We start from the raw sequence: 19,980 nt of genomic DNA on the forward strand, positions 1-19,980 counted from the left end.
CGGGAGCCCGCTTTTTGCTGGCCGTCTTATGCCTGTTTGCCGCCACGGCCCAGGCGGAAGAACCGGCCCGGCTGGCTCCCGGCGAGATTCTGCGCGGCGGCTTCAGCCTGGACCGCAGCCTGACCGGGTTTCCCCGCCCGCTTCATTCCGAGGGTCGCTTCCTGCTGGCGCCGGGCCAGGGGCTGGTGTGGCGGGGCGAGACGCCGTTCCGGCTGGTCAGCGTGATCGCCCCGGGCGGCCTGACCCAGAGCCTCGACGGGCATGAGACGATGCACCTGTCGGCGGCGAAGCTGCCGTTCCTCGGCCCGCTGCACGACCTCCTGTCGGCGGCGATGCAGGGCGACTGGCAGCCGCTGGAGCGGTCCTTCACCGTCACCCGCGTGCCGCATGGCGCCACCAGCACGATCCGGCTGGTGCCGCGCGCCGACGCCCCGGTTGGCGGCCTGCCGGTCAGCGCGATCGAGGCCGAAATCGGCCGCTTCGTCGAAAGCGTCACCATTTCCCGTCCTGGCGGCGACAGCGACCGGCTGGTGTTTACCGCCCAGCGGATCGAGCCCGGTCCGCCGCCGGACGAGGACCGGCAGGCGCTCGACCGCGCCAACCGCCGATGAGCCGGCTGCGACGGATCGCGGCGCTGGTCTGGCTCGGGCTGGTGCTGGCCGCCGCCGGCTGGCTGGGCTGGCACGGGGTGACGCTGGCGACCGACCTGACCGCGCTGCTGCCGGCCGGGCAGCAGGATCCGGCGCTGGCCGCCGCCACCAGCCGGATCAACCAGGATCTGGCCGGGCGGGTGGTGCTGCTGGTCGGCGCCGACACGCCCGAGCGCACCCGCGCTGGCGCCGCCCGGCTGCGCGACGGACTGGCGGTCGGCGGTGTTTTCGTCCCCGGCCGCGACGTGCCCGATGCCGAGGCGCTGCGCCGGCTGGCCGCCACCTGTTTTCCCCATCGCGCCGGGCTGCTGGCCGAGCCCGACCGCCAGCGCCTTGCCGCCGGCCAGGGCGGCGCCCTGGTCGAGCGCGCCCTGGCCCAACTGTTCGGGGTGGGCGGTCTGGCCGATGCCCGCCTGCTGGCCCAGGATCCGTTCCTGCTGTTTCCCGCCTTCCTGTCGTCGCTGCCGCTGCCGGCCAGCCGGCTTGCCCTCGAAGAGGGCTGGCCGACGGTGCATCAGGACGGGCAGACCTGGGTGCTGCTGAGCGGCCGGGTCGGCGGCAATCCCCAGGCGATGGCGGATCAGCGCCGCTTCGTCGCCGCCACCCAAGCGGTGGTCGACGCGGCGCGGGCCGAATTTCCCGAGCTGCGGCTGCTGCGGCTCGGCGCGGTGTTCTATGCCGAGGCCGCCGGCCGCCAGGGGATGGACGAGGGCAGCCTGATCGGCCTGTTGTCCGGACTGGGCACGATCCTGCTGCTGGGGGCGGTGTTCCGCCGCGCTGGCCCGGTGCTGCTCAGCCTGGGCGCGGTGGCGGCGGCGATGGCGGTGGCGGTGGCGGCGACGGTGGCGGCGTTCGGCGCGATCCATGTCGCCGCCCTGGCCTTCGGCGGCAGCCTGATCGGGGTCGGGGTCGATTACGCCCTGATCTATTTCGCCCAGATCTTCGCCGGACCCTGTACCCCGCGCCAAAGGCTGGCCCGGGTGTGGGTCGGCGCCTTGCTCGGGCTGCTGACCAGCCTGATCGGCTATGCCGCGCTGGCGCTGGCGCCGCTGCCGGGGCTGCGGCAGGTGGCGCTGTTTTCCGCTGTCGGTCTGGTTGCCGCCTTCCTGGCGATGGCGCTGTGGTTCCCGCTGCTCGACCGCAGCCCGGCCCGACCGCTGCCGGCGGCGCTGGCCCGCCCCTGCCGCGCGCTGTGGCGGCTGGGCGCCGATCCGGCACAAGTGCGTCTGCGCCGGGGGATCCTGGCTCTGCTGCTGCTGGCGGCCGGGCTGGGGGCGACCCGGCTGGAATGCGACGACGACATCCGCCGTCAGCAGGCACTCGATCCGGCGCTCAAGGCGGAACAGGCCGAGCTGGTGCGGCTGACCGGCCTGTCCCTCGGCGGGCAGGCGCTGGTGGTGACCGCCGCCGACAGCGAAACCGCGCTGCGGCGCGAGGAAGCCTTGGCCGAGCGCCTCGCCCCGTTGCGGGAGGCCGGCCAGCTCGGCGGCTGGCACGGCCCGGCCGGCTTCGTCCCTTCGGCGGCGCGGCAGGCCGACAATGCCGCCCTGCTTGAGCGGGCGCTTTATGCTCCCCATCTCGCCGCCTACCGCGCCACCATCGGCCTGCCCGACCTGCCGCCGGTGCCGCCGGCCCCGCCCTTGACCCCCGAGGCGGTGCGGGCGACCGGGGCGATCCCGCTGCTCGATCTGCTGACGATCGCCCCCGGCCTGCATCTGGTGCTGCTCGACCCGCCGTTCGATCCGGCGGCGCTGCGCGGTGCGATCGACGGGCTCGACGGGGTGCGGCTGCTCGACCCCACGGCCGATCTGTCGGCCCTGCTCGCCACCTATCGCGACCGCGCGGTCGGGTTGCTGGCGCTGTCGGCGCTGCTGATGGTGCCGCTGCTGGCGCTGCGCTATCGCTGGCGCGGCGCGCTGCGGGTGCTGGCGCCGCCGCTGCTGGCGGTGGTGCTGACCCCGCCGCTGCTGGCGCTGGCCGGGGTGCCGTTCAGCTTCTTCGCGGCGATGGCGCTGGTGTTGACCCTGGCGGTCGGGGTCGATTACAGCGTGTTCTGCGCCGAGGCCGGCCCCGCCGGCGACGACGCGACCCAGCTTGCCACCCTGCTTGCCGCGTTGACCACCCAACTCTCGTTCGGCCTGCTGGTGTTCAGCGCCGTCGCCGGCCTGCGCGGCTTCGGCGCGACCATGCTGCTCGGCCTCGCCTTGGCCGTGCTCGCCGCCCCTGCCGCCGCCCGGAGATCCCCACCATGAGGGAAAGAAAGACGCGGGCTCTGCCCGCACCCGCCAGGAGCCAGCGGCTCCTGGACCTGCTTCGATTCAAGGGATCCAAGGGCCCGCTGTTGGTTTTGGTGTTGCTGTTGTCGGCCTGTGCCGAGGCGCCGCCGCCAACGGTGGCGACGGTGGCGCCCGGGGTCACCCTGGCGCTTTCCGCCGCCGGGCGGGGCGCGCCGGTCGAGGTGGTGCAACTGGTCGCCGCCGATCACGGCGACGATACCTTCCTGCTGGAGGCCCGGTTGTCGGCCGGGCCGGGGCGGCTGCTGCTGGTCGGCACCGATCCGATGGGGCGGCGGGCGATGCGGCTCGACTGGCATGACGGCCGGCTGGAGAGCGAGCGGGCGCCCTGGGTGCCGGACGAACTGCCGCCGGCCAACGTGCTGGCCGATCTGATGCTGCTGTTCTGGCCGGCCGGATTGGTGCGCGACGCCCTCGCCGGGGCCGACCTGGTCGAGGAGGGCGACACCCGCATCCTGCGCCGCGACGGCCAGGATCTGGTGGTGGTGCGGCGCGGTCCCGATCCGTGGGAGGGCGATGCCAGCCTCGATCATCGCCTCTGGCATTACCGTCTGAGCGTTCAGTCGCACCGGGTCGCGCCATGACCGCGCCGCTTTACCTGTCCGACCTCGCCCTCGCCTCCTGTCTCGGCCTCGACCGGGCTGCCCATCTCGCCGCCTTGTTGGCTGACGCTCCGCCCGGACGCTTCACCCCCTGGCCGGGCGGGCGCACCCTGGTCGGCGCCCTGCCCGCGCCGCTGCCACCGCTGCCGGCGGCGCTGGCCGGGTTCGACTGCCGCAACAACCGGCTGCTGTGGCAGCTCGCCGGCCAGATCCTGCCGGCGCTGACCGGGGCGGCGGCGCGGTTCGGACCCGACCGCGTCGCGGTGGTGATCGGCACCAGCACCGGCGGCATCGCCGAGGGCGAGGCGGCGCTGGCGGCCTATCTGGCGGAGGGACGTTGGCCGGCCGGCTATCATTACCGCCAGCAGGAACTGGGCAGCGGCGCCGAGATGCTGGCGCGCGGGCTGGGGCTGGCGGGGCCGGCGCTGGCGGTGGCGACCGCCTGTTCGTCGGGGGGCAAGGCCTTTGCCGCCGCCCGCCGGCTGATCCGGCTCGGGCTGGCCGACGCCGCGCTGGTCGGCGGCGCCGACACCCTGTGCGCGATGACCATCGCCGGCTTCTCGGCGCTGGAAGCGGTTTCGGCGACCGCGTGCCGGCCGTTCAGCCGCGACCGCGACGGCATCACCATCGGCGAGGGCGGGGCGCTGTTCCTGCTCGGGCCGGATCCGGCGCCGGTCGCCCTGCTGGGGATCGGCGAAAGCTCGGACGCTTACCATGTCAGCGCCCCCGACCCGAGCGGGCGCGGCGCGGCGCTGGCGATGCGCCGGGCGCTCGACGATGCCGGGCTCGACCCGGCGGCGATCGGCTATCTCAACCTGCACGGCACCGCCACCCGGCTCAACGACGCGATGGAGGGACGGGCGGTCGCCACCCTGTTCGATCCGCCGCCGCCCTGCGGCTCGACCAAGGGGCTGACCGGCCACACCCTCGGCGCCGCCGGGGCGATCGAGGCCGGGCTGGCCTGGCTGACCCTCCATCCCGACTGGAATCCCGGCCGCCTTCTGCCGCTCCATCGCTGGGACGGCGCCGCCGACCCCGACATCCCGCCGCTCGATCTGGTCGGGCCGGGCCGCACCCTGGCCGCCGGCGCGGCGGTGATGAGCAGTTCCTTCGCCTTCGGCGGCAGCAACTGCGCCCTGATCCTGGGAGAGGGACGATGAGCGTCAACGAGCCCTGGCCGATCGCCGAGCTGCTGCCGCACGCCCCGCCGCTGCGGCTGCTCGACCGGCTGCTCGGCCATGACGCCACCACCGCCCGCAGCGAAGCGGTCCTCGGCCCCGACCATCCCTTCGCCCGCGCCGGCCGGGTCGGCGCCCATGTCGGGCTCGAACTGATGGCCCAGGGCTGCGGCGCCCATGTCGGCGCGCTGGCGCGCGCGCGGGGCGAGGCGGTGCGGCTGGGCTTCCTGCTCGGCAGCCGCGATTTCCGCGCCGATCCGGCCGGCTTCGCCGTCGGCGACCGGCTGGAGATCGTGGTCGCGCAGGCGATGAACGAGGCGGGGATGGGGGTTTACGACTGCCGGATCGAGCGCGACGGGGCGGTGGTCGCCACCGCGCGGCTGACCCTGTACCAGCCCGAGGATCCGGCGGCGATCGCGACGATGATGAGGGGAACACCATGACCGACGACAGCGCCCGCACCATTCTGGTCACCGGGGCGAGCAAGGGAATCGGCCGGGCGATCGCGCTCCGGCTGGCGGCCGACGGCTTCACCGTCGGGGTGCATTACCACCGCGACCGCGCCGGGGCCGAGGCGACGGCGGCGGCGGTGATGGCGGCGGGCGGCGCCGCCTTCGTGCTCGGCTTCGATCTGGCCGACCGGGCCGGCACCCGCGCCGTGCTGGAGGAGATGGTGGCGGCGCGCGGCGCGCCGTGGGGGGTGGTGCTGAATGCCGGCATCGCCCGCGACGCCGCCTTCCCGGCGATGACCGAATTCGACTGGGACAGCGTGATCGACACCGATCTCGACGGCTTCTACGCCGTGCTGCATCCGCTGGTGATGCCGATGGTCCAGGCCCGGCGCGGCGGGAGGATCGTCACCCTGTCCTCGGTGTCGGGTCAGGTCGGCAATCGCGGTCAGGTCAATTACTCGGCGGCCAAGGCCGGGCTGATCGGTGCCACCAAGGCGCTGGCGCTGGAACTGGCCAAACGCTCGATTACCGTCAATTGCGTCGCCCCCGGCATCGTCGAGACCGCGATGACCGCCGATCTGCCCAAGGACGAGATCGCCAAACTGGTGCCGATGCGCCGCCTGGGCCGGCCGGAGGAGGTGGCTTCGGTGGTGGCGTTCCTCTGCTCCGATCAGGCCTCCTACCTGACCCGGCAGGTGATCGCGGTCAACGGAGGGATGATCTGATGCGGCGGGTGGTGGTCACCGGGATGGGCGGCATCACCGCTTTGGGCGACGATTGGGCGACGGTGCGGGCCAACCTCGCCGCCGGCCGCACCGCGATCCGGCGGATGGCCGACTGGGACCGCTTCGACGGCCTCAACACCCGCCTTGCCGCCCCGGTCGCGCATTTCACGATCCCCGATTCCTGGCCGCGCAAGAAGACCCGCACCATGGGCCGGGTGGCGCAATTGGCGGTGGCGGCGAGCGAACGGGCGCTGGCGGCGGCCGGCCTGCTCGACGATCCGCTGCTGCGCTCGGGCCGGGTCGGCGCCGCCTACGGCTCGTCGTTCGGCAGCCCCGACGCGGTGCTCGGCTTCTACGAACTGAAGCTGCACGGCCGCTCGAAGGCGCTCAACGCCACCACCTACATCCGGATGATGGGCCACACCACCCTGGTCAATCTCGGCCTGTTCTTCGGCCTGACCGGGCGGATGATCCCGACCTCCAACGCCTGCACCTCGGGCAGTCAGGCGATCGGCTTCGCCGCCGAGAGCATTCGCCTCGGCGCCGCCGACGTGATGCTGGCCGGCGGCGCCGAGGAACTCGACGTCACCGACGCGGCGGTGTTCGACACCCTGTTCGCCACCTCGACCCGCAACGATGAACCCGAACGGACCCCGCGCCCGTTCGACCGCGACCGCGACGGGCTGGTGATCGGCGAGGGCGCCGCCACCCTGGTGCTGGAGGAATACGAGCACGCGCGCGCCCGGGGGGCGACGATCTTCGCTGAACTGGTCGGCTTCGCCACCAACGCCGACGGCAACCACGTCACCCAGCCCCAGCCGGAGACGATGGGCCGGGCGCTGACGCTGGCGCTCGAAAATGCCGGCCTGCCGGCCGGGGCGATCGGTTTCGTCAGCGGCCACGGCACCGCCACCGAGGGCGGCGACATCGCCGAGGCCGAGGCCACCCGCGCCGCGCTGGGGGACGGCGTGCCGATCCATTCGCTGAAGGGCCATTTCGGCCACAGCCTCGGCGCCTGCGGCGCGATCGAGGCCTGGCTGGGGATCGAGATGCTGCGCGAGGGCTGGGTCTGCCCCACCGCCAATCTGACCAACGTCGATCCGCGTTGCGCCGGGCTCGACCATATCCTGGGCGAGGCGCGGCGGATCGAGGCCGAGCATTTCCTCTCCAGCAATTTCGCCTTCGGCGGGGTCAACAGCGCGCTGGTCTTCCGCCGGATGTGAAGCGGCGCTACCATCCTCGCCCGCGTGCCGCCCCCGTTCCCCGGGGACGGCGCCGGCCTGTTGTTCCCCCCGCAGAGGACGGCCCCATGCTCGATTTCGCCTATGTCAATCCGACCAAGATCCTGTTCGGCGCCGGCTGTATCGCCAAGCTGGGCAAGGAGATTCCGGCCGACGCCCATGTGCTGGTCACCTATGGCGGCGGCAGTGCCGAACGCAACGGCACCCTGGCCGAGGTCGAGGCCGCCCTGCCCGGCCGCCGGATCAGCCGTTTCGGCGGGATCGAGCCCAACCCGACCTACGAGACCCTGATGCGCGCGGTCGAACAGGCCCGCCGCGACGGGGTTGATTTCCTGCTGGCGGTTGGCGGCGGCTCGGTGATCGACGGCACCAAATTCATCGCCGCCGCGATCCCGTTCGAGGGCGAGCCGTGGGACATCCTGGCCCGGCAGGCCCGCGTCACCCGGGCGGTGCCGCTCGGGGTGGTGCTGACCCTGCCGGCGACCGGCTCGGAATCCAATGCCTTCGCCGTGATCAGCCGCGCCGCCACCCAGGACAAGCTGGCCTTCTCGACCCCGAAGGTCTTCCCCCGCGTCGCCGCGCTCGACCCGGCCCGCACCCTCAGCCTGCCCGAGCGGCAGGTCGCCAACGGCATCGTCGATGCCTTCGTCCATGTCATTGAGCAGTATTTGACCTATCCGGCCGAGGCCCCGTTGCAGGACCGCCTCGCCGAGGGGATCCTGCTGACCCTGATCGAGGAAGGGCCGAAGACCCTGGCCGACCCCACCGCGCCCGGCCCGCGCGGCAGCCTGATGTGGTGCGCCACCCTCGGCCTCAACGGCCTGATCGGCGCCGGGGTGCCGCAGGACTGGGCCACCCACCTGATCGGCCACGAAATCACCGCGCTGACCGGGCTCGATCACGGCCGCACCCTGGCGATCGTGTTGCCGGCCCTGCTCGACGTCCGCCGCGAGGCCAAGCGCGCCAAGCTGATCCAGTTCGGAAAGCGGGTGTGGGGGCTGTCCGGCGATGACGACAGCGTGATCGATCAGGCGATCGCCCGCACCCGGGCGTTCTTCGAATCGCTTGGCGTCGCCACCCGGCTGTCGGCCGCCGGCCTCGCCCCCGATCTGGTCGAGCGCATCCCCGAACGCCTGACCGCCCACGGCCTGACCGCGCTGGGCGAACGCCAGGATATCGGCCCCGATACCGTCGCCGAAATCCTTCGCCGCGCGCTGTAACAGGGAAAACGCGGGCGCTGCCCGCACCCGCCAAGGGCCGCAAGGCCCTTGGAACCCGGGCCTTTTTCGTCGGGGGGAGGCGGCAATGTTTCACATGGAACATCGTCGCCGTCTCCCTCCAGGTGAAGGGATCCAAGGGCCTTGCGGCCCTTGGCGGGTGTGGGCAGCGCCCACGACCTCAGAAGGCGAGGCTGCCGAGGGCGGCGGCGCCGAACACCACCAGCAGGGCGCCCGAGCCGTGATTGAGCAGCTTCATCCGGTGGGGCGTGAAGCGCGAGCGGGCGGCGGCGGCGGCGGCGGAGAGGGTCAGCCACCACAGCGCCGAGCCGGTGAACACCCCGCCGATCAGCAGGCCGGACTGGAGCGAGCCGTCGGCATGGCCGGAGGGGCCGAGGGCGGCGAACACGCCGACCACGCCGAGGGCGGTGCCGGGATTGGTGATGGTGATGAAGAAGGCCGAGACGAAATCGCGCCACGGCCCGGCGCGTTCGGAATCCGGATCGACCGCCACCGCCGCGCTGCGCCAGGAATGGACGCCGAGGCCGATCATGAACAGCCCGCCGACGATCTTCAGCGCCTCGGTATGGCCTTCGAGCGCGGTGATCACCGCGCCGATCCCCAGCACCGTCACCGCGCCGAACAGGGTGTCGGCCAGCGCCGCGCCCAGCCCGGCGAGGAAGGCGGCGAGGTAGCCGTCGGCCAGCGCCTTGCGGATACAGAGGATGCCCACCGGTCCGATCGGTGCCGCCACCGCGAAGCCGATGGCCAGTCCGCGCAGGAACAGGGTGATTTCAGTCTCCAAAATCGGCGGATCCTCCGGCGGTCGCGGCTGGGCTCAGCGAGTGGCGATCACCGCCACCGTCGCCTGGGTGGCGGCGATCAGGTCGGCGGGCGCCGCCTTGATCTGAAGACCGCGTTGACCGCCATTGACGACGATGAACAGATGGTCGAGCGCGCTCTGGTCGAACAGGGTGCGCAGGCGTTTCTTTTGGCCGAGCGGCGAAATGCCGCCGACCTTGTAGCCGGACAGCCGTTCCGCCTCGGGCACCGGCATCATCCGGATCGCCTTCTTGCCGGCGGCGTGGGCCAGCGCCTTGAGGTCGAGTTCGTGGTCGGACGGCACCACCGCGATCAGCGCCTCGTCGCCGGCGGTGACCATCAGGGTCTTGAACACCTGGGCGGCGGGCAGGCCGAGCGCGGCGGCGGCGGCCAGCCCGATCGAGGCGGCGTCGGGATCGTATTCGTAGGACAGCAGTTCGAACGGTTTGCCGGCGCGCTGCATCGCGGCGGTGGCGGGGGTGGCCCTGCTCATGCCCTGCTCCTTCCTACCCCGGGGCGGATCGTCAGCGTCCGTCCGGCTTCCTGGCCGGCGGCGAAGGCGTTGGCGGCGACCCGCTTGCCCGAGGCGCGGCCCCGGCGCAGGGTCAGGTCGAGCCGGGCGAATTCGGCCTCGACCACCGCCTGACGCACCACCACCAGATCGCGGCCGCTGCCGATCCGGGTGGCCTCGTCGCGCTCCTGCTTCATTTCGGCCAGCCGCTCGGCCACCGACACCGCCATCCCGAACAGGAACGAGCCCTTTTCGTCGCGGCCATAGCGGATCAGCCGCTGGTCGCGGCGGTGGCGCTCCCATTCGGTCTGCATCGCGGTGGCGATGATGTCATGGACGTATTGCGCCAGTTCCAGGCTGGCGGGCAGGCCGAAGAAGACGTAACGGATCTGGCCGTCGGGGTCGCTTTCCCGCCACACCTTGCAATCGCAATAGGCGGCGATGGCGGGAATGCAGGCCGAGATCGGCTGGCGCTGCTTGCGGCGGGTCTCGATCTCGAGCCGGGCGCAGGCGGTCTCGCGCAGGTCGAGATCGCTGACCGACAGATCGTGGCGGTCGAGCAGTTCCGCCACCTTGGCCGCCGCCGCCAGCGCCTCGGCCTCGGTGCAGCCGTTGGCGGTGGTCTTGGCCCGCAGCGCCTGGATCCGGGCCTTCAGCCGGTCGAGATCGGGGGTCATCCTGCTGCCCTCTCCGCCTTTGCCCCGACCGGCCCGGACTCAGCCGACCGGCTTCGACCAGCGCGAGGCCGGATAGCGGTGCGGCGCCGGTTCACCCTCGCCCTCGCCCGCCGCCTCGCCGGTCGCCGGGGCTTCCACCGCCGCGTCGCGCTTGCGGCTGGTGCCGAGGCCGATCGCCTTGGCGAGCTGGGAGCGGTGGGCGGCATAGGAGGGGGCGACCATCGGATAATCGGACGGCAGCGACCATTTGGCCCGGTACTGATCGACGGTCAGGCCGTGGGCGGTGGCAATGTGGCGCTTCAGCATCTTCTGCGGCTTGCCGCATTCGAGACAGACGATCGCGTCGGGAGTGACCGACTTGCGCACCGACACCATCGGCTGCTGCCGTTCGGCCGGCTCGGGGGCGGGGGTTTCGGTCCGCTGCAGGGCGGTATGGACGGTGCGGATCAGCTCGGGCAGCTCGGCGGTGGCGAGCGGATGGTTACGCAGGTATGCGGCCACGATCTTCGCGGTCAAGTCAATCATCGAACGGCGACTCCCAACTCAGGCGAACACGGCGTCCCCCCGGCTCCGGGCCACCCGGGCCGGTCGAGGGAGAGTTCGCCGGGCCCGGAGGGGAGGCCGTGTTTGGTCGTGTGCGAGGAGACATAGCGTTTCCTGTGGCTTCAATTCCACAGGAATCGTCGTTTCCCCTCCTGTTCTTTCTGGAGGGGGGGGATGCGCCGCGCGCGCCGGTAGCGTTACTTGCCGTTACTCCGGCGACAGGCGCTGGTGAACCCGGAACGGATGCTGGGGGTAGATGCCGAGGATGCGGACCTCGTGGCTGAAGAAATCCAGTTCCTCCAACGCCTGACGCAGGCCATTGGCGGCGGGATGGCCCTCGACGTCGGCATAGAACTGGGTGGCGACAAAACCGCCGCCGACCATGTAGCTCTCCAGCCGGGTCATGTTGATGCCGTTGGTGGCGAAGCCGCCCAGCGCCTTGTACAGCGCGGCGGCGACGTTGCGGACGCGAAAGACGAAGGTGGTGACGCAGGGCAGGTTGGGATTGGGCTCGAGCGCCTCGCGCGCCAGCACCACGAAGCGGGTGGTGTTGTGCTCGGCATCCTCGATCCCGGCCCGCAGCGACACCAGCCCGTTGATCTCGGCCGCCAGTTCCGAGGCGATCGCGGCGAAGGTCGGATCCTGGCGCGCCGCGACCTCGGCGGCGGCTCCGGCGGTGTCGGCGCCGACGATGGCGGTGAGGCCGAGTTCGCGCACCAGCCCGCGGCACTGGCCGAGGGCGTGGACGTGGCTCTTGACGCTCTTGATCTGATCGATGCGGGCGCCGGGAATCGCCAGCAGATGGTGGCTGATCCGCTCGTAATGCTCGGCGATGATGTGCAGGCCGGCATAGGGGATCAGGTGATGGACGTCGGCGACCCGGCCGGCCAGCGAATTCTCGATCGGGATCATCGCATAGCGGGCGCGGCCCTCGCGCACGGCGGCGAAGGCGTCCTCGAAGGTCCGGCAGGGCAGCGGCGCCATGCCGGGATAGGCCTGGCGGCAGGCGAGATGGGAATAGGCGCCGGGCTCGCCCTGGAAGGCGATGGCAAGGCCGGGATCGGGGAGATCGTTCATCGGGGACCCCATCAGGACGGGTCGGCGAGCAGGGCGCGGGCCCGCTCAAGGTCGGCGGGAGTATCGACACCGAGCGGAACGGTGTCAACCAGGGCGGCGTCGATGCGCATGCCGTGTTCCAGCGCGCGCAATTGTTCGAGTTTCTCGCGCCGTTCCAGCACCCCGGGCTCAAGCGCGACGAAGCGTTCCAGCGCGGCGCGGCGATAGGCGTAGATGCCGAGATGGTGATAAAGCGGCCCGTCATTGGCCGGTACGGTGGCGCGGCTGAAATAAAGGGCGCGGGCGATCCGCTGGCCGGGGGCGAGGCCGACCACCGCCTTGACCACGTTGGGGTCGGTGCGTTCCTCGGCCCGGGTGATCGCCACCACCAGGGTGGCGAGATCGACCGAAGGCTCGGCCAAGGGCGCCAGCACCGCGCCGACCAGCGCCGGATCGAGGGTCGGCAGGTCGCCCTGAAGATTGACGATCACGTCGTGGCGGCCGGCGGGATCGAACCGGCCGACCGCCTCCCACACCCGGTCGGAGCCGGAGGGATGGTCGGGCCGGGTCAGCACCGCGACGCCGCCATGGGCCCGCACCGCCTGGGCGATCTCCTCCTCGCCGGCGGCGACCACCACCGGGCCGACCCCGGCCTCGACGGCGCGGCGCCAGACATGGACGATCATCGGCAGGCCGTGGATGTCGGCCAGCGGCTTGCCTGGCAGGCGGGTGGCCTGCATCCGGGCGGGGATCACGATCAGCGGGGCGGTAACGGCCATCAGGGCGACTCCGGGCGGGGAAACCGATCCAAGGGCGGCGACGATACATCCGTCGCCGCGCCATTGCGACAGGCTTGGCCGGCCGCGGCGAACATGGTTGAATTCCCGCCCGTCACCAGCCAGGGGGGCCCGCCCGTGATCTCCGCCTTGTGGAAAGCCTTCGCCCAGTTGGGCGACCCCGGCCTGAGCCGGGTGCTGCGCCGGGGGGTGCTGGCCGCGCTCGCCTGCTGGATCGCCCTGGCCGGCGGGGCGACGGTGGCGATCCATTATTTCCATTTCTTCGATTCGGGGTGGGCCGATGTCGGCACCGGGGCGGCGCTCGGACTGGTGGCGTGGCTGGTGCCGGCGCTGTTCTTCTCGGCGCTGGCCACCTTCGTGATGAGCTTCTTCCTCGACGAGATCGCCGACGCGGTCGAGGCGCGCCATTATCCCGGCCTGCCCCCGGCCCGGGTCCAGCCCTGGCGCGAGATCCTGGCCGGCTCGACCCGCTTCCTGGTGGTGATGGTGGTGGTGACCCTGCTGGCGGCGCCGCTCTATCTCGCTTTGCTGCTGGTCGGGCTCGGGCTGATCCTCAATTATCTGGTCAACGGCTACCTGCTCGGGCGGGAATATTTCGAGCTGGTCGCCAGCCGCCGCCTGACCCCGGATCAGGTGCGGGCCCAGCTTCACCTTCATCTCGGCCGGCTGTGGCTGGCCGGGGCGGTGATCAATCTGCTGTTCCAGATCCCGTTGCTCAATCTCGCCGCCCCGGTGCTGGCGACCGCCTTCATGGTTCATCTCGACCGCGCTTTGCCGCCGGCGCCGCCGCCGGAACGGGTGCCGGCATGAGGGCGCTGCGTCTCGCCGCCGCCGCCGGGCTGGTCCTGCTGGTCGCCGCCTGCGCCGGGCCGTCCGGGCCGGGAGCGGGTGGGGGGCCGGCGGCGGTCGCGCCCGTGCCCTCCGGGCGGCCGGCGCCGGGGTCGCTTGAGGCGCTCAATGGGGTGCAGGCGGCCGAACTGGAGCGGCGGTTCGGGGCGCCGGCCTTCCGTCACAGCGATCCGCCGGCCGAGGTGTGGCAATATCGCAGCCGGGTTTGCACCCTTGATCTGTTCCTGTATCGGCAGCCGGGGGTGCCGCTGACGGTGGCCCATGCCACCGTGCGCGGGCCGGGCGGGGCCAGCATCGGCGAGGCCGACTGTCTGCGCGCGGTGCAGGGCGGTCGCTGAACGCGGGCTCTGCCCGCACCCGCCAAGGGCCGCAAGGCCCTTGGAACCCATTCCCTGGAGTCAAGGAGGGTCCGCTGTTCGATCTTGACGCGTTGGCGTTGCCCCGGTTCGAAGCCGGCACGGTTTGGCTGGCCGGGGCCGGGCCGGGCGATCCCGGGCTGCTGTCGCTGTTGACCCTGGCCGGGTTGCGGCGGGCCGACCGGGTGGTGCATGACGCGCTGATCGATCCCCGGGTGTTGGCGCTGGCCGGGCCGGGGGCGGTGCTGGAGGAATGGGGCAAGCGGGGCGGGCGGGTTTCGCCGCGTCAGGACGCGATCACCGCCCGGCTGATCGAATTGGCCGGGCAGGGGCATCGGGTGTTGCGGCTGAAGGGCGGCGATCCGCTGGTGTTCGGGCGCGGGGCGGAAGAGGCGTTGGGGCTGGCCGCCGCCGGGGTGCCGTTCCGGCTGGTGCCCGGCATCACCGCCGGCATCGGCGGGCTGGCCTATGCCGGCATTCCGGTCAGTGCCGGCGGTGTCGCCGGCGGGGTGGCGCTGGTCACCGGGCATGGGCCGGATGGCGCCCTGCCCGACGAGATCGACCGGCTGGCGCTGGCGCCGGTGCTGGTGGTCTATATGGGGCTTGGCCATCTCGCCGCGCTGAGCCAGCGGCTGATCGCCGCCGGGCGCGATCCGGCCGAGACGGCGGCGCTGGTCGAAGCGGCGGCGACCCCCGGGCAGCGGGTGGTGGAAACAAAGGTCGCGGCGCTGGCCGAGGCGGCGGCGGCGGCCGGGATCAAGGCCCCGGCGCTGGTGGCGGTCGGGCCGGTGGTGGCGCTGCGGGCGCGGCTCGATTGGTGGCGGCCGGAAACGGAGGGCTGACGGATGCATGGGGCTCACGCCTTGCCCGGGCTGGCGCTGTGTGGCGATGGGAGCGGGATCGTCTTCGCTCTGTTCGCCGCCGGGCTGATCGGCAGTCTGGCCCATTGCAGCCTGATGTGTGGGCCGCTGGTGCTGGCCCAGGTGATGGCGCGGCTGGGGGCGATTCCCGCCGGTCCCGGCGGCGAGCTGCGCCGGCTGGCCGGGGCGGCGCTGCTGCCCTATCACGCCGGGCGGCTGCTGACCTATGCCGGGCTCGGCGCCCTCGCCGCCGCCGGGGCCGGATTGCTGCGCGATCTGCCGGCGGCGCGGTATGTCGGGGCGGGATTGCTGGCGCTGGCGGCGCTGCTGCTGGCCCTTCAGGCCCTGCCGCGTGCCGGCGTCGCCGGGTTCGCCGTTATCGGGTTCGGCGGTGGCTGGGCGCGGCGGCTGGGGCCGCTGCTGGCGGCGCCGACCGGCCGGCGCGGGCTGCTGCTCGGGCTGGCGCTGGGGCTGCTGCCCTGCGGCTTGGTCTATGCCGCGCTGGCGGCGGCGGCGGCGACGGGGGATCCCGGGCGCGGCGCGCTGGCGATGGCGGCGTTCGGGCTCGGCACCGTGCCGATGCTGGCGGTGATCGCCCTGCTGGGCGAGGGTCTGGCCGGGCATTGGCGCCAGCGTCTGCGCCGGGTGGCGCCGCTGCTGCTGCTGGTCAATGCCGGCTGGCTGGGGCTGCTGGCGGTCCGGCTGGCGCTGGGGGAGGGCGGGCCTTGACCGCGCCCGGCCTGATCGTCGCCGCGCCTTCGTCGGGCAGCGGCAAGACCTCGGTGACGCTCGGCCTGTTGCGGGCGCTGCGGCGGCGCGGGCTGCGGGTGGCCTCGGCCAAGGTCGGCCCCGATTTCATCGACCCCGCCTTTCATGCCGCCGCCAGCGGCCGGCCCTGCCTGTCGCTTGACGGCTGGGCGATGCGGCCGGCCACCCTGGCCGGGCTGGTGGCCGGGCTGGGCGCCGATGCCGATCTGGTGATCTGCGAGGGGGTGATGGGGCTGTTCGACGGCGCCCTGGTCGCCCCCGGTCAGCCCGACGGCAGCACCGCCGCGCTGGCGCTGGCGACCGGCTGGCCGGTGCTGCTGGTGATCGACGGGCGGGGGATGATCGCCTCGGCGGCGGCGGTGCTGGCCGGGTTCGACCGGCTGCGGCCCGGCCCCGGCATCGCCGGGGTGGTGTTCAACCGGGTGCGCAGCCCGCGCGCGGCGGCGGCGATCGCCGCCGCCAGCCGCGCCGCCTGCCCCGAGGTGGTCCAGCTCGGCACGGTGCCGCCGCTGAGCGGGCTCGAACTGGACAGCCGCCATCTCGGTCTGGTCCAGGCGGCGGAACATGCCGATCTTGAGGCCCGGCTCGACGCCACCGCCGAGCGGCTGGCCGAGGCGCTCGACCTCGACGCCCTGATCGCGCTGGCCCGCCCGTCCTGTTTGACCGCCCCGCCCCCCTGCCCGCTGCCGCCGCTCGGCCAGCGCATCGCCTATGCCAGCGATCTGGCCTGTGCCTTCGCCTATCCCGCCACCCTGGCCGGCTGGCGCGCCGCCGGAGCCGAACTGCTGCCCTTCTCCCCGCTGGCCGACCAATCCCCCGACCCCAGCGCCGACGCGGTCTACCTGCCGGGCGGCTACCCCGAACTGCACCCCGCCCGCCTCGCCGCCAACCATGTCTTCCTGTCGGGCGTGCGCGCCGCCGCCGCGCGTGGGGCGGCGGTGTTCGGCGAATGCGGCGGCTATATCCTGCTGGGACGGGGGCTGGAGGACCAGGACGGCACCCGCCATGCGTTCCTCGGCCTGCTGGGCCTGGAAACCTCGTTCGCCCGCCCGCGCCTGCATCTCGGCTACCGCCAAGCGGCGACGCGGACCGCCGGCCCGCTCGGCCCGGCCGGCGCCGCCTTTCGCGGCCACGAATTCCACTACGCCCGAATTTTGTCCGAGCAGGGCCCCCCGCTGTTCACGATCCAGGGCGCCGATGGCGGCGACCTCGGCACCTGCGGCCTGACCGACGGCCGGGTGGCGGGCTCCTTCGTCCACCTGATCGACCAGGCTTAAAACCAAAGGGTTCCAAGGGCCTTGCGGCCCTTGGCGGGTGCGGGCAGAGCCCGCGTTTAATTGAGATTCATCTGCGGCTTGGCGAATTTGGGATCGACGAACTGGAACAGCTTGGGATCGAGGCTGACTCCGGTGCGGACGTCGAACAGCGAGACGGTGGTGACCTGATGCTGGGCGTCGCGGACCTGCCACTGCTTCAGCTCGAACGGGTGGTCGGAGAACACCAGGGTGATCTCGCCCGAGGCGGGGTCCTCGGATTCGACCGCCGAGATCCGCACCACGCCGGGCAGGCGGGAAACGCGGGTGACGGTGACCTCGCCGCCGGTAAGGCGGAGGTTGGGCTGGACCAGCACGCCGGCCGGGGTCTGGCCGAGCGGGACGTAGCTGGGGTCGCCCAGTTCGCGGTCGTAGACGATCAGGAAGGTGCCGTCGGCGACCACCAGCAGCGGGCTGGGCGGATCATATTGCAGGCGCAGCCGGCCCGGCCGCGACAGATAGGCGTCGCCCTCGGCGGCGGCGCCGTTGGGCGAGCTTTGCAGGAAGCGGGCTTTGAGGGTGGTGACGGCGTTGAGATAGGCCTCGGCGCGGGCGATGTCGGCCTTGTCCTCGGCCGACAGCACCGCCGGCTTGGGGTCGGCCGCGCGCGCCGGGGCGGCGGCCAGCAGCGCCAGCGTCAGCGCCGCGAAAATCACTCGATAGCTGGCCCGGATCATGGGGCGTTGCCTTTCTCGTCAGGGAGCTAATATTCGCCGCCGCGGGCGAGCACCTCGCGTTTGCCGACATGGTTGGGGCGGCTGACCACCCCTTCGGCCTCCATCCGCTCGATCAGGCGGGCGGCGCGGTTATAGCCGATCTGAAGGTGGCGCTGCACGAAACTGGTCGAGGCCTTGCCCTCGCGGGTCACCAGCGCCACCGCCTGATCGTAGAGATCGTCGCCCGAACCGCCGCCGCCGCCGCCGGCCTCGGCCACCGGCTCTTCCTCGGTCACCGCCTCGACATAGCAGGGTTCGCCCTGGCCGCGCAGGAATTCGACCACCCGCTCGACCTCGGTGTCGGAAACGAACGGGCCGTGGACGCGGGTGATGCGGCCGCCCGCCGCCATGTAGAGCATGTCGCCCTGGCCGAGCAATTGCTCCGCCCCCTGTTCGCCGAGGATGGTGCGGCTGTCGATCTTCGAGGTGACCTGGAACGAGATGCGGGTGGGGAAATTGGCCTTGATCGTGCCGGTGATGACATCGACCGACGGGCGCTGGGTCGCCATGATCAGATGGATGCCGGCGGCGCGGGCCATCTGGGCGAGGCGCTGCACCGCCGCCTCGATCTCCTTGCCGGCGACCAGCATCAGGTCGGCCATCTCGTCGACGATGATGACGATGAAGGGCAGGGGTTCGAGCGCCAGGGTCTGGTTCTCGTAGAGCGGCTTGCCGGTCTCGGGGTCGAAGCCGACCTGGACGGTGCGGGTCAGCACCTCGCCCCGGCCGCGCGCTTCGAGCAGGCGGTTGTTGTAGCCGGCGATGTTGCGCACGCCGAGCTGGCTCATCGCCCGGTAGCGGTCCTCCATCTCGCGCACCGCCCATTTGAGGGCCAGCACCGCCTTGGGCGGCTCGGTCACCACCGGGGCCAGCAGATGGGGGATGCCGTCATAGACCGACAGTTCGAGCATCTTGGGGTCGATCATGATCAGCCGGCATTCCTCCGGCGCCAGCCGGTAGAGCAGCGACAGGATCATGGTGTTGACTGCCACCGACTTGCCCGAGCCGGTGGTGCCGGCGATCAGCAGGTGGGGCATGCGGGCGAGATCGACCATCACCGGCCCGCCGCCGATATCCTTGCCCAGCACCAGGGTCAGCCGCGACGGCACCTGGGCGAATTGTTCGGATTCGAGCAGTTCGCGCAGATAGACGGTCTCGCGCCGGGTGTTGGGCAGCTCGATGCCGATCACGCTGCGGCCGGGGATGGTGGCGATGCGGACCGACAGCGCGCTCATCGAGCGGGCGATGTCGTCGGCCAGCCCGATCACCCGGCTGGTCTTGGTGCCGGGGGCCGGCTCCAGTTCGTACAGCGTCACCACCGGGCCGGGGCGGACCTTGACCACCTTGCCGTTGACGCCGAAATCCTCCAGCACCGCTTCGAGCATGCGGGCATTGTGGGCCAGCCCCTCCTGGGTCTGGCGCTGGCCGCCCTGGTCGGGGGTCGGCGACAGCAGCCCGAGCGGCGGCAGTTCGTGGGTTCCGGCCGGCGGCGGCGCCGGGGCGGCGCGGGGCGGGGCCGGGCGGGAGGAGACCGGAATCGGCGGCTCGTCCTCTTCGGCCTCGGCCTCGAACCCGTCGGGATCGGGCGGCTCGGTCGCGAAGGGCGGCGGCTCGTCCCCCGGTTCGGCGCGGGGGGCGGGGGCCTGCGGCATCGTTGCCCGGCGCGGCGCCCGGTTGGGCAGGGTGCGGGCCACCGGCGCGCCACGCCGGGCCGGGATCACCAGCAGCACCAGCCGCAGCAGGGTGCCGGGCAGGCGGCCGAACACGCCGCGCCATTCGCCCGGCGACAGGCCGATCGTCACCAGCAGCAGGCCGAGCGCCAGCAGGCCGGCCAGCGGCCCGACGATGTCGGCGCCGAGGCTGCCGGGCAGCAGCCCGCCGACTCCCTCGACGATCAGGCGGCCGAGCGCGCCGCCCGGGCCGGCCGGCAATTGATCGGGATCGCCGCCGGGCAGGGTGGCCAGCCCGACCGCGAGGCTCAGCATCGCCAGCGGCAGCAGCATCAGCCGGGGCGCCCAGCTTTTCGGCGGGGTGGCCCGCACCAGCAGCACCACCCCCCAGGCCAGCATCGCCGCCACCAGCGCGCCGCCGCCCCAGCCCACCGTCTGCAACAGCAGGTCGGCCAGCATTGCGCCGGGGCGGCCGAGCAGGTTGCGCACCGGGCCGTCGGCGGCGGTGTCGATGCTGGGATCGTGCGGATCGGCGGTGGCGAGGATCGCGGCCAGCGTCAGCGCGAGCAGGATCAGCACCCCGCCGCCGGCCTGGAACAGGCGGCGGCGCAGGAACTCGATCGAGCCGCGCGGCAGGAAGCCGGCGCGGCCGCGGGTCGAGCGGGCGGGGGCCGCCGCCATCG

The 19,980-nt window shown here is 72.7% G+C and carries 21 protein-coding genes; 13 read left to right on the top strand and 8 right to left on the bottom strand.

Annotation, left to right across the window (positions count from 1 at the left end; translation table 11 throughout):
- The first annotated feature begins 14 nt into the window (after positions 1-14).
- The 8 genes from ACFSNB_RS02795 (at position 15) to ACFSNB_RS02830 (ending at position 8,362) form a co-directional block, all read left to right on the top strand.
- On the top strand, positions 15-611 hold the full coding sequence (locus ACFSNB_RS02795) for a LolA family protein (protein ID WP_377314300.1): 597 nt from the start codon (positions 15-17) through the stop codon (positions 609-611).
- Complete coding sequence (locus tag ACFSNB_RS02800; protein WP_377314302.1) at positions 608-2,902, top strand: MMPL family transporter; 2,295 nt, start codon at positions 608-610, stop codon at positions 2,900-2,902. Before ACFSNB_RS02795 ends, ACFSNB_RS02800 begins: the two co-directional genes overlap by 4 nt.
- A gap of 98 nt (positions 2,903-3,000) precedes the next feature.
- Positions 3,001-3,528: a DUF3261 domain-containing protein gene (locus ACFSNB_RS02805; protein WP_377314379.1), complete on the top strand. Its 528-nt coding sequence runs from the start codon at positions 3,001-3,003 to the stop codon at positions 3,526-3,528.
- Positions 3,525-4,706: a beta-ketoacyl-ACP synthase gene (locus ACFSNB_RS02810; RefSeq protein ID WP_377314304.1), complete on the top strand. Its 1,182-nt coding sequence runs from the start codon at positions 3,525-3,527 to the stop codon at positions 4,704-4,706. Before ACFSNB_RS02805 ends, ACFSNB_RS02810 begins: the two co-directional genes overlap by 4 nt.
- Entirely contained in the window at positions 4,703-5,167 is a 465-nt protein-coding gene (locus ACFSNB_RS02815; RefSeq protein ID WP_377314306.1) for a hotdog family protein, read from the top strand. Before ACFSNB_RS02810 ends, ACFSNB_RS02815 begins: the two co-directional genes overlap by 4 nt.
- Positions 5,164-5,901, top strand: coding sequence for a 3-ketoacyl-ACP reductase FabG2 (locus ACFSNB_RS02820; protein ID WP_377314308.1), 738 nt, complete (start codon positions 5,164-5,166; stop codon positions 5,899-5,901). The genes ACFSNB_RS02815 and ACFSNB_RS02820 overlap by 4 nt, the downstream gene beginning before the upstream one ends.
- Positions 5,901-7,124 (top strand): beta-ketoacyl-ACP synthase, encoded by a 1,224-nt coding sequence (locus tag ACFSNB_RS02825; protein WP_377314310.1) that lies wholly within the window; start codon positions 5,901-5,903, stop codon positions 7,122-7,124. Before ACFSNB_RS02820 ends, ACFSNB_RS02825 begins: the two co-directional genes overlap by 1 nt.
- 86 nt (positions 7,125-7,210) lie before the next feature.
- Entirely contained in the window at positions 7,211-8,362 is a 1,152-nt protein-coding gene (locus ACFSNB_RS02830; RefSeq protein WP_377314312.1) for an iron-containing alcohol dehydrogenase, read from the top strand.
- A gap of 178 nt (positions 8,363-8,540) precedes the next feature.
- Here ACFSNB_RS02830 and ACFSNB_RS02835 read toward each other — a convergent pair whose 3' ends face one another.
- From ACFSNB_RS02835 to ACFSNB_RS02860, 6 genes are all read right to left on the bottom strand, one after another.
- Entirely contained in the window at positions 8,541-9,164 is a 624-nt protein-coding gene (locus ACFSNB_RS02835; protein WP_377314314.1) for a LysE family translocator, read from the bottom strand.
- A 33-nt stretch (positions 9,165-9,197) separates the two neighbouring features.
- Positions 9,198-9,674, bottom strand: a complete 477-nt coding sequence (gene ybaK / locus ACFSNB_RS02840) for a Cys-tRNA(Pro) deacylase (RefSeq protein WP_377314316.1) — start codon at positions 9,672-9,674, stop codon at positions 9,198-9,200.
- Positions 9,671-10,369 (bottom strand): DUF7168 domain-containing protein, encoded by a 699-nt coding sequence (locus ACFSNB_RS02845; protein WP_377314318.1) that lies wholly within the window; start codon positions 10,367-10,369, stop codon positions 9,671-9,673. Before ACFSNB_RS02845 ends, ybaK begins: the two co-directional genes overlap by 4 nt.
- 39 nt (positions 10,370-10,408) lie before the next feature.
- A complete protein-coding gene (locus ACFSNB_RS02850; protein ID WP_377314320.1) occupies positions 10,409-10,894 on the bottom strand; it encodes a Ros/MucR family transcriptional regulator in 486 nt (161 codons plus the stop codon).
- A gap of 225 nt (positions 10,895-11,119) precedes the next feature.
- A complete protein-coding gene (locus ACFSNB_RS02855; RefSeq protein ID WP_377314322.1) occupies positions 11,120-11,989 on the bottom strand; it encodes a prephenate dehydratase in 870 nt (289 codons plus the stop codon).
- An 11-nt stretch (positions 11,990-12,000) separates the two neighbouring features.
- Positions 12,001-12,747, bottom strand: a complete 747-nt coding sequence (locus ACFSNB_RS02860; protein WP_377314324.1) for a 3-deoxy-manno-octulosonate cytidylyltransferase — start codon at positions 12,745-12,747, stop codon at positions 12,001-12,003.
- Positions 12,748-12,882: 135 nt separating this feature from the next.
- On the opposite strand from ACFSNB_RS02860, the gene ACFSNB_RS02865 reads away from it, so the two are divergent.
- The 5 genes from ACFSNB_RS02865 (at position 12,883) to ACFSNB_RS02885 (ending at position 16,875) form a co-directional block, all read left to right on the top strand.
- Positions 12,883-13,575 (top strand): EI24 domain-containing protein, encoded by a 693-nt coding sequence (locus ACFSNB_RS02865; protein WP_377314326.1) that lies wholly within the window; start codon positions 12,883-12,885, stop codon positions 13,573-13,575.
- Positions 13,572-13,952: a hypothetical protein gene (locus ACFSNB_RS02870; RefSeq protein ID WP_377314328.1), complete on the top strand. Its 381-nt coding sequence runs from the start codon at positions 13,572-13,574 to the stop codon at positions 13,950-13,952. The genes ACFSNB_RS02865 and ACFSNB_RS02870 overlap by 4 nt, the downstream gene beginning before the upstream one ends.
- A 98-nt stretch (positions 13,953-14,050) precedes the next feature.
- On the top strand, positions 14,051-14,812 hold the full coding sequence (gene cobA, locus ACFSNB_RS02875) for a uroporphyrinogen-III C-methyltransferase (protein WP_377314330.1): 762 nt from the start codon (positions 14,051-14,053) through the stop codon (positions 14,810-14,812).
- Between the two features lie 3 nt (positions 14,813-14,815).
- Entirely contained in the window at positions 14,816-15,559 is a 744-nt protein-coding gene (locus ACFSNB_RS02880; protein WP_377314332.1) for an urease accessory protein UreH domain-containing protein, read from the top strand.
- Positions 15,556-16,875: a cobyrinate a,c-diamide synthase gene (locus ACFSNB_RS02885; protein WP_377314334.1), complete on the top strand. Its 1,320-nt coding sequence runs from the start codon at positions 15,556-15,558 to the stop codon at positions 16,873-16,875. The genes ACFSNB_RS02880 and ACFSNB_RS02885 overlap by 4 nt, the downstream gene beginning before the upstream one ends.
- 56 nt (positions 16,876-16,931) lie before the next feature.
- Here the strand turns inward: ACFSNB_RS02885 and ACFSNB_RS02890 are convergent, their stop codons facing one another.
- Positions 16,932-17,588 carry a LolA family protein gene (locus tag ACFSNB_RS02890; protein WP_377314336.1) on the bottom strand — a complete coding sequence of 219 codons (657 nt, stop codon included), beginning with the start codon at positions 17,586-17,588 and terminating at the stop codon, positions 16,932-16,934.
- Between the two features lie 26 nt (positions 17,589-17,614).
- The gene (locus tag ACFSNB_RS02895; protein ID WP_377314338.1) at positions 17,615-19,978 is read right to left on the bottom strand and encodes an FtsK/SpoIIIE family DNA translocase; all 2,364 of its coding nucleotides are present in this window, start codon (positions 19,976-19,978) and stop codon (positions 17,615-17,617) included.
- Positions 19,979-19,980 lie beyond the last annotated feature (2 nt).

Origin of the sequence: Phaeospirillum tilakii (assembly GCF_042683125.1) — a bacterium.
Classification (GTDB): Bacteria; Pseudomonadota; Alphaproteobacteria; order Rhodospirillales; family Magnetospirillaceae; genus Phaeospirillum; species Phaeospirillum tilakii.